This is a genomic window from Nocardia testacea NBRC 100365 (assembly GCF_000308775.1).
Classification (GTDB): Bacteria; Actinomycetota; Actinomycetes; order Mycobacteriales; family Mycobacteriaceae; genus Nocardia; species Nocardia testacea.
The window spans coordinates 177,954-187,329 of sequence record NZ_BAGJ01000088.1; the positions used below are offsets into that span (position 1 = coordinate 177,954).

Annotated in this window: 10 protein-coding genes; 7 read left to right on the forward strand and 3 right to left on the reverse strand. The window is 62.3% G+C overall.

What is annotated here, in order from left to right:
* The first annotated feature begins 221 nt into the window (after window positions 1–221).
* Window positions 222–548 carry a histone-like nucleoid-structuring protein Lsr2 gene (locus ON38_RS12535; protein ID WP_039824893.1) on the forward strand — a complete coding sequence of 109 codons (327 nt, stop codon included), beginning with the start codon at window positions 222–224 and terminating at the stop codon, window positions 546–548.
* 550 nt (window positions 549–1,098) lie between these two features.
* Here ON38_RS12535 and ON38_RS12540 read toward each other — a convergent pair.
* Both ON38_RS12540 and ON38_RS35995 read right to left on the reverse strand, forming a co-directional pair.
* Window positions 1,099–1,593, reverse strand: a complete 495-nt coding sequence (locus ON38_RS12540; protein ID WP_051164658.1) for a DUF6283 family protein — start codon at window positions 1,591–1,593, stop codon at window positions 1,099–1,101.
* 81 nt (window positions 1,594–1,674) lie between these two features.
* Entirely contained in the window at window positions 1,675–1,827 is a 153-nt protein-coding gene (locus ON38_RS35995; protein WP_157181746.1) for a hypothetical protein, read from the reverse strand.
* 209 nt (window positions 1,828–2,036) lie between these two features.
* Between ON38_RS35995 and ON38_RS34865 the strand changes: the two genes are divergently transcribed.
* The 6 genes from ON38_RS34865 (at window position 2,037) to ON38_RS12570 (ending at window position 8,755) form a co-directional block, all read left to right on the forward strand.
* Complete coding sequence (locus ON38_RS34865; RefSeq protein ID WP_157181747.1) at window positions 2,037–3,302, forward strand: DEAD/DEAH box helicase; 1,266 nt, start codon at window positions 2,037–2,039, stop codon at window positions 3,300–3,302.
* Between the two features lie 83 nt (window positions 3,303–3,385).
* Window positions 3,386–4,051, forward strand: a complete 666-nt coding sequence (locus tag ON38_RS12545; RefSeq protein ID WP_157181748.1) for a hypothetical protein — start codon at window positions 3,386–3,388, stop codon at window positions 4,049–4,051.
* A gap of 134 nt (window positions 4,052–4,185) precedes the next feature.
* Window positions 4,186–5,055, forward strand: coding sequence for a hypothetical protein (locus ON38_RS37470; RefSeq protein WP_245564017.1), 870 nt, complete (start codon window positions 4,186–4,188; stop codon window positions 5,053–5,055).
* Window positions 5,056–5,410: 355 nt separating this feature from the next.
* Window positions 5,411–5,737 carry a histone-like nucleoid-structuring protein Lsr2 gene (locus ON38_RS12555; RefSeq protein WP_039824949.1) on the forward strand — a complete coding sequence of 109 codons (327 nt, stop codon included), beginning with the start codon at window positions 5,411–5,413 and terminating at the stop codon, window positions 5,735–5,737.
* Between the two features lie 330 nt (window positions 5,738–6,067).
* Window positions 6,068–7,230, forward strand: a protein-coding gene (locus ON38_RS12565) for an IS3 family transposase (RefSeq protein WP_085995395.1) whose coding sequence is annotated in 2 segments (ribosomal slippage) — window positions 6,068–6,335 and window positions 6,335–7,230 — 1,164 coding nt in all. Because the reading frame shifts where the segments join, the coding sequence is not laid out codon by codon here.
* A 277-nt stretch (window positions 7,231–7,507) separates the two neighbouring features.
* Window positions 7,508–8,755 (forward strand): hypothetical protein, encoded by a 1,248-nt coding sequence (locus tag ON38_RS12570; protein WP_157181752.1) that lies wholly within the window; start codon window positions 7,508–7,510, stop codon window positions 8,753–8,755.
* On the opposite strand, the gene ON38_RS12575 is transcribed toward ON38_RS12570, so the two are convergent.
* Window positions 8,707–9,376, reverse strand: a 670-nt coding sequence (locus ON38_RS12575) for a DUF3159 domain-containing protein (RefSeq protein WP_157181753.1), incomplete at its 5' end; no start/stop codon positions are given. The genes ON38_RS12570 and ON38_RS12575 overlap by 49 nt on opposite strands.

A 9,376-nucleotide genomic window follows, 5' to 3' on the forward strand; every position in this document is an offset into this window, starting at 1 on the left:
TTCGTTCGTTGAACGGCTACTTCCGGTACGCCAAGCGCCTCACAGATTCCAGGGTGTCCAAGCGTATGCCCGGGCACGGGGCCTTTGAGCCGTCAGCAGATCTGCCGGACTTCTGTTTTGACCGCTTCCCCGGCAGGAAGCGAGGATCCGAGTTTGCGGCTGCTAGGGTACCGGATCGAGGCGTTGGTTGGCCAGGGCTTGGCTAGTGGAGGTGTGACGGCGTGGCGCGCAGAGTTGTAGTCACAGTGATCGACGATGTCGATGGTGTGTCGGCTGCGGCCGAGACTGTCTCGTTCGGCATCGACGGGGTGACCTACGAGGTCGACTTGTCCGAGGCGAATGCCCGCGAACTACGCGCGGGGCTGGACAAGTGGATCCCTCACGCGCGCAAGGTCGGCGGCCGCAGTCGCACGGATACGCCGGCGGTGAGGCAACGCAGGGATGCGAGCGCAGTCCGTGAGTGGGCGCGCCGACACGGGCACGATGTTCCCGCCCGCGGCCGGATACCGTCCGCTGTGCTGGATGCGTATCGGCACGCGGCAGGTTAATCCGTAGTTGTCGCTCACCGTCCGGCGGATTAGTGGACCTGCTCATTTCGCATTCTTGAGACGGACGAATAGAGCTCTCCGAATTGTCCCAGCTTCGTGCGCGCGCTGAGTGTTGTCGGCGACGCCCAGTCTGTGGACTATCAGCACTGTTCCTACTGGGTTTCTAGGTTATGCCGACGGAGGTCGCAGCAGTGTGTGGCAGCTGACCGCCGCCAGGTCTGAGAGGCGGCCTGACAGGGGAGAGGGGGCTGGCTCGGGCTGACGGCCACGATATGCAGTGGAGTTGCGGTTGGCATTCCAGTTGGGGTCCGCCGGCTATCTGTTCGGGCCGCGGGGGAATCTGACGTTCCGCGGGTGAAGGCTGGTGAGTCGGCTCGTCGCTGACCGATGTAGGTAAAAAATGATCTGCCGATATTGCGATATTCGCATTAATGGCGTTATAAACTGCGTCGGTGAGGACCTCCACGTGGCGTGGCGCCTCTCCAATCAACAGGTAATGGGCGTGCCGGGTTGACCTTGTGTAAGGCTGGCTGCAGGAGGCAGTTGTGGTTTAGACCGAGGTGACCTTTGGCTCTGGTGGCGGTGGATCGCTGATCGGGTCGGAACGTGCGCGGCTGATCTTGTCCATGGCGCGGAGCGCCTCGGTGCTGGGCCGATCAATGTCGGCTTGCCCGTGATCGGCCGCCTCGGCGCCGGAGTCGAACAGCGGCGTTGGCGACTGGTACTCCACGGCCTGCTGGTAGGTCGCCGCGCTGATCCGTCCATCGAGCAGGCCGAGACGTAATGCGAGGAGTTCCTCGCCGTGGCAGCCGCACCATCGGGCGCAAAGGCGCCTGTTTTCGCTGTCGGCATCGGCAACGTGACATTGGAACAGCTGGGTCGGCTGTAGCGCGGTGTGCTTGTCGTATTCACGGAGCTTGTCGTACTCATCGGCATGCCAGACTGCACCCGGTACATCCTGGCGGTAGGGGCAGGCCGAACAGGGACGCAGCGCCGGACGCCCGATGCCTTCCGGCGTGGCCGTCTCATCGTGCGAGGTTCTCATCGTGCTGTCTCATGGTCTGGGTGACGGTAGGAAATGACTATATCTATGCCTGGCGGAGAAGGCGCGCCGCGGCTCCTTTGGTCACACATCGACGAACGCCGCGTGGTGGATATGTGTGGCTTCGGCCAGGTCGCGCAGATAGATCGCGATCGGAGCAGCCCAAGCGGCCGGCGATAGGGTGCTGAATTGGCGCGCCGTCGCGTCGAGAACGGAGCCGTTGCAGACCTCTGACATATGTGGCTGTGATGCCGTGCATGTTGGAGTTGTGTCCTGCGTATGTGCGGGCGATGGCTGGAAACGACAGCATCCATGATGAGGTTGAAACATCGCCGGGGTCGGTGGCGATATCCGGACCGCATGACGTCGTTCCGCGGTGTTTGTTCCCCCTGCCTTCCTGTTCTTCCGCAGTGCCCGGGTTTCACAGAGCAATAGAGGAGTTCGTCTTGTCTGCAATCGCAACATCCTCGGTGGATGGTAACGAGCTCTGGTGGCTTCGCGAGGGGGTCGGTGCTCACGGTGAGCAGCCCGCTCCCCCCGGTTCGGTGGCGGCTCGAATGCAGGGTTGTTTCGCGTTCGTTGATGAATCGGTCGGTGGAAAGGGGCTGCGGGCGCCGCAGTTGGGTGCACTTCATGCGGTGCTGGCGTATCGCTCGACCGAGGAATTCGAGCCGATCGTGGTGGTGATGCCGACCGGTACGGGCAAGACGGAGACCATGCTGGCAGTGTTCTGCCACAGCCCGGCGACCACGATGGTGGTCGTGCCCTCGGACGCGTTGCGTGCCCAGATCGCGACCAAATTCGCGACGTTGGGGATTCTGCCCGCGGTCGGCGCGGTCCGTGGAGATTTCCTGTGCCCTGCGGTACTGGTGCTGACTCGCGCCATATACACGGCCGCTGAAGCTGCACAGTTGCTGGCTCGAGCAAACGTTATTGTCGCGACCGCCCAAGTGCTCCATGCCTGTTCGGTGGAGGCACGCACCGCGCTGGCCGATGGCTGCGGGCGTCTGTTTCTCGACGAAGCGCATCACACTGCGGCCAGGACCTGGCGTGCAGTGGCTGCACTGTTTGCCGACCGCGAGGTCGTGCAGTTCACTGCGACTCCATATCGCGAAGACGGCCGCCATATCGGTGGGCGTATCGCCTATACCTACCCGTTGCGGCTTGCGCAGAAGAACGGCTATTTCGCCCGGATCAACTACCACTCGGTAGTCGATCTCGCCGATCCCGATCGCGCGGTCGCCGTCGCGGCGGTAGCTCAGTTACGCACCGATATCGCGGCAGGTCTCGATCACTTGCTGATGGCCCGAGTATCATCAGTCGACCGCGCAAAGGCAGTTATCAAACTTTATGAAGAGATCGCCCCCGATCTGGCACCGGTGCGGATCGACACCGGCATGGCCGCCTCCACTCGGCGCAAACGCCAGAACATGCTCGGAAATTCGAGCCGGATCGTGGTGTGCGTCAACATGTTGGGCGAGGGCTTCGATATGCCCAGGCTCAAGGTAGCTGCGATCCACGACCCCAGCAAAGCCTGGCCGTCACCCTACAGTTCATCGGTCGATTCACTCGCCGCAGCAACACCACGCTCGGTGAAGCGTCGGCGTTCGTACCTTTGCAGATCGCGGGTATCGACGAGCGCTTGCGCACACTCGACGGCGAGGACGCGGACTGGAACGAGGTGTTGTGCGATCTCACCGAGCACAACGTAGGGCTCCAACGCGAACGCAGCGAGTTCGAACTGGCCTTCGGGTCCCTGCCCCGCGAAGTGGCCCTGCGCAGTATCCATCCGAAGATGAGCACGGTGACCTATCGCGCACCGGTATCGGAACGGCTGGAATGGACCCCTGATCGAATCTATGACCCGTTCGAAGGGCGGCTACTGACCACCGTGTTGGGTATCAACCACCGCGACAAGGTCGTGTGGTGGGTCTCGCGCGAGGCCAGCGCGGTGCGGTGGGGCGAGTTCGCGAGCTTCAATGAACTGGTCCATCACCTGCATGTCGTTCACGTCGATACCGAGGCAGGGTTCCTCTACATCAATTCCACCAACAACAATTCGATGCATGAGGACATCGCCGCGGCGGTCGGCGGGCCGTCGGCGGAGCTGGTCAAAGGCGAGACTGTCTATCGAGTGCTCGCCAAGGTCAATCGCCGCGTTCCCACCAATGTCGGGCTGCTTGACTCGGTCAGCCGTAATCGCCGCTTCTCGATGTATGTCGGGCAGAACGTGTTGCATGCCTGGCGAGGGGAGGGCGCGACGAAGATGAAAACGAACATCTTCGCCTACGGCTTCTCCGACGGCCGGGCGGTAAGCTTCGGAGCCTCCCGCAAAGGGCGGGTATGGACCCATGAGCAAGCCGACGACCTGCACCGCTGGGTGCAGTGGGTACGCCAGGTCGGACCCGCGATCACCGACGAATCGGTGTCACCGACGAATCGGTGTCACTGGAGTCAGTGATGTCAGGATTCTTGCTACCCGAGCCTGCCACGTCCCGGCCGCCATATGTGCCGTTGGCGGTTGAGTGGCCCCATCACTTCCTTGCCACTCTGAGTGAGCAGCGCAAACTTTCCTATGGCGGAGAGCAGTACACTGTGCTGGACACCGAGTTCAGGATCACCACCCACACGGCCGAAGGTCCGCTGCGCTTCGAATTGCTGACACCCTCGTGGAAACTCGAGTTCGAATTCGTCTTCGACGCTGACTCCCCACCCACAATCCGACCTGTCGCCGAGGACGGGGAAATGACGACCGCAGCGGGGACCACCAGCCTTGCACAGTTTCTGACCGATACCGGCCTGCTGGTGAGCTTCACCGATGACGTCGTCCTGCTCGAAGCGGGCCTCATTCTTCGCCCCGATCGAAAAAAGCACCTGTTGCCATTGGAGTCGATCGAGGTATTCGACTGGACTGGCATCGATTTGCGCCGCGAGTCACGCAAGTTCGATGACGACACTACTGCCATCGCCTACCGGGTAATCGAAGTGATCTCCGCTGAAACCCAGTGGGAGGTAGCGGTGGACGACGACGGAGCCGGCGAACTCGCCGATCTGGTGTTCATGCGCCGAATCGACGACAAACTTGAAGTGCTGCTGGTCCACTGCAAATACTCCAGCGCGTCGACCCCGGGCAAACGCATCGACGATCTCTACGACGTATGCGGGCAGGCAATTAAGATGAACCGCGCCAAGTCGATACCCGAGCTGCTGACCCGACGCCTGCTGAAGCGTGAACGCAATCGCCAGGCCAACGGCCGAACTGGGATCATTTACGGTGATCTGGGACTGTTGGTCGCAATCGTCGAGCAGGCACGCTTCAGGGAGCTGCGGGTGCAGGTGGCGATCGTGCAACCAGGTATGTCGAGATCGAAGGCGAGCACCGAGATGCGAGCGCTTCTGGGAGCTGTAGAACGGTTCCTTCTAGAGACGTACGCGTTACCATTGCGCGTCATCGCCAGCCCATAAAACGAAGATGATTCACACCGGCCCAATCGAGCGCGACCTCGCCCCGTGACGATCTGCTTGTGATGCTTTGGCCGCGCGATATGCGGCCTGATCCATCTTGATTGGGATGGGTTGCCATGACCCCATCTCTGCCCGGAGGCTAACTGCAGTCTCGATGCTGTCACCCGTGGCCGGCAGGAACTTCATACCGGGTGTCCAGGCGCTGATCCGGGCACGCAGGCTTGGGAGTATCCATCGCATGCCGCCCCGGCAGGGAACCGTTTTGGTCGGTGTTCTGCGCGGGTGCCGGTGAGACGCTGTTACTGTGCCGGATAATGTAGCGATCCGGCGGGTTTGGTTAGTGGAGGTGTGGAGAGTGGCGCGCAAGGTTGTGGTGACCGTGATCGACGATCTGGATGGCGCGTCCGCGGCCGCTGAGACCGTCACGTTCGGCCTCGATGGGGTGGGTTATGAGATCGACCTGTCCGAGGCTAATGCGCGGGCACTCCGTGCTGGCCTGGGCAAGTGGATTCCGTTCGCGCGCAAGGTCGGGGGACGAGGCCGGGGCAAGGCTCCTGCGGCTGGCCGGCACGAGGATGCGAAGGCGGTGCGGGAGTGGGCCCGTCGCAATGGGCATGACGTGCCTGAGCGTGGCCGGATTCCCTCCAAGGTGCTGCAGGCATACCAGCGGGCAGCGAGCTGACTCATCGCCACCCTGGTCGGCTGCGGGCCTGTCATCCGGCCGCCAGGTGTTCTGGCGCCCCGATGAGCTCGAATTACTACCCTCGGCGACGAACCGGTGCGGCGAGGGACGTTGTATGAGATCTTCGTTGATGAATCAATCCGATATCTCGCTCGATGTACGCTCGTTCCGATGCTCTGGCTCGTGTAGGTCGTGCAGAATCCGTTTGACGGTGGCGTTCTGGGTCCAGGTGGGGACTGCTGCACGAGTAGTTGACATCTGTGACCTGCCCCACCCTTTGGGTTCCAACTCCGGTTGCTAACTGACAGCCTTACCGAGAGGCTGACCCACGTGCCACGCGCCTATCCCACCGAATTCCGGACCCGAGCCATCGCTCTGGTCCGGGCAGGTAAACCCGCCAAGCAGACCGCGGTCGAGCTCGGCATCCATCCGGTCACACTGTCGAAATGGCTGCGTCAGGACGACATCGACCACGGACTGCGTCCCGGTAAGCCGTCGGTCGAGTCGGCCGAGCTACGCGCAGCCCGCCGCCGGATACGGGAACTCGAGAGCGAGTTGGCGATCGTCCGCCACGCCGCGAAATTCCTCGGGGAGGACGTTCCCGGCCCAAAAGACGGCTCTACCCGGTGATCGACAGCCTCGTCGCCGCCGGGGCGCCGGTCGACCGATGCTGCCGGATCCTGGGAGTCGCCCGACAGAACTACTACAAAGCCAAACGACGCCCGACCACACCGACCCAATTGCGGCGCGAATGGCTGACCGGATTGATCCGCGAAGTCCACGTCGCGTCCCGAGGAACCTACGGCTACCGCAGAATCCACGCCGAACTGACGATGGCGATGGGTATCAAAGTCTGCTCCCGCACGGTATCGGTTCTCATGACCCTGGCCGGCATTCGCGGGTTACCGGCCTCAGCGCGGGTCGAGAACCTCCGCGGCGTGGTTACTGCGGGAGACCTGGTGAACCGCAAATTCCATCGGCTGAAACCGAACGAGTTGTGGGTCACCGACATCACCGTGCACCGCACGAAGGAAGGCCGCGTCTACTGCGCCGCGGTCCTGGATGCCTTCAGCCGTCGAATCGTGGGCTGGTCCATCGACTCCCGCCAAGACTCCACTCTCGTCGTCAACGCCTTGGACATGGCGATCCGGAACCGCCGCCCCGAACCAAGCGGGATCGTGCACGCTGATCATGGAAGTCAGTTCACCTCATGGGTTTTCGGCGAGAAGATCCGATCGGCCGGACTGCTGCCATCGTTCGGGACCGTCGGTGACGGGCTGGACAACGCGATGATGGAATCGTTCTGGTCCTCGATGCAGATCGAGCTACTCGACCGCAAGAGATGGAAGATCCGCGTCGAACTCGCGAACGCGATCTTCGACTACATCGAGATCTTCTACAACCGTCAACGCCGCCACTCGTCCCTGGGCTACCGCACCCCGATCGAGTTCGAGCTACTCTCCGAGAAGACACCCATCACCGCTGCCAGTTAGCCACCGCCACTGGAACCCACTTGGTGGGGCAGGTCAACCTGTCACCTATGCGTGCAGCAGTCCCTTCTCGATCCTTTGTGTTCATTCGTCTGCCTGTGCGGCATGCGAGCCGGTGACCGTGCCGAGTCGCCCTCACAGGTCGTCCGGCGCGGATGGGTTGTGTAGAACCGGATGCTCACTATGCAAGAACAGCAAGCGCCGCGCTCAATAAAGACAAGGGCCTTGTCTAAAGTATGGTATGAAATAGCAGGAAATATCAAGACATAAGGAGAAGTCATTGCATCTGTTAAAGACCCTTGCCTATTGGCGAGGCCATTCCGGCACGACCGGTCGACGTCGTGGTGCGCGGGCGGCCATGATGGCGATGATCTCGGGATCTGTGGCAGTCGCCGCGTCTGCAACACTGGCTGCCCCTGTTGCGGCCGCTCCCGGCGGCAATGCTGCGGCCAACCTCACCTGCGGCTGGAGCCCACGGATCGGTGCAGGAACGTTCAACATGGCCTTTCCCGACACCTTCGCCAACTACTGGTCGACGTACCTACCGGCCATACCCGGAGCGACACTGACCATTCGTGGCAAGTTCCCCTACGCGCGGTATATGTCTTTCACCACCTACTCTAAGGGCGGAGAGGTCGCAGGCTCGCTGAACGATCAGGCCATCGCTGCCGATGACGGTGGTGTCAACCCCTTCACCCACGGGGCCGACCGCGAAGCCGCAGCGCGCGAATACACCGTTCGTATCGTGATGAGCGCACCGCCGCCCAACCCGGAGCCCAATACCCTCTACACCGGTGACGCTGCCGGGTTCGTACCGGTCGTCTACCGTGTTTATCGCCCCAACGCCGAACTAGACGCCACCGCGGGCACTGGGCTGCCCCGTCTCACCTTCACAATGCCAGACGGCGTGGCCCGTGAGCTCGCCGACTGTGGGACCGAGAACGCTGTCCACGACCCGAACGCCTTGTACCCGGGAAGGTCGGGGAGGCTACCCGGCCGGACGACATCACAACCTCACGCACCGGCCTGGAAGCCGGCTTCCGGTGGAGGCTATTTCCCCAATCCGGACAACAAGTACCTCACCACCTTGCTCGAACCGGGTCGGGTGGCGGTGATCAGGGGAAAGCTGCCGACCACGCCGGCCACGTACCGAAATCAGCCGGTCATGGGCACAGGGCAAGTACGGTACTGGTCGCTGTGCAGCAACAAACTCGTCTCGACCGCTGTGACCGCGTGCGTCGTCGATGACGAGACCGCCGTCGACGCCGACGGCTTCTACACCATAGTCGTGTCGTCCTCCAACGATCGGCCAGCGAACACGGTCGGCGGTTGTGGTATCGGATGGTTGCCGAGCGACTTCGGATCCGATCTGCTGATCATGCGTAATATGCTGCCCGACAGCAGTTTTCGGTACTCGATTCAGAACGCCGATCCCGCCGATCCGAAGACGAACATGGGCCCGTATTACCCCGAGGTCCGTTATACGTCGAAGGCCGACATCGAAGCCGCGGGCTGCTCATTGCGGTAGGCGGCGTACCCGCGGCGCAGGATCCGCAGGTTGACGTACACCATAAACGCGAACAATGGAACACCTGTGAGCAGGTGCGCGATCCCCAGACCTGCAACATTGTTCGTGAGGTAGAGCGGCAGGTGCACCGCTGTCCGGATGGCGATAATGGCTGCCCAGATCGCGGTGCACTGCTCGTAAGCGCGCAATAAAATTCGATTCCTCCTCCATGACGCCCCTCCGACCACAGGTCCGATGAGCACACCCACGAGTGGGCGGCGCCCCAGGAGCGAAAGCAGCAGAACCACTTCCCACACCATGCCGCGCAGCATGTACGGCAGGTAGAAATCGACCCCACGGCCTGTCGTAAGGGCCAGCAGCCCCGACACCACCCCCAGCACGAGACCCCCGACCGCCCGTTGGCGAGGCTGTCCGGCCGCCACCCGGGCCACTACTAGCACACCACCCCAAATCAGTGTCGACCACACCGCGAGCCGAACATCACGGGTCACGGTGTACACCACGCCATACAGCAGGTGCGGCGACATCATCTCCACCAGACCACGCCAACCTCCGGCAACAGCCGACAGCGGCACCTCCGGCGAAGTAATCAACGCGGCTACACTGACACGCAGGCGCGCC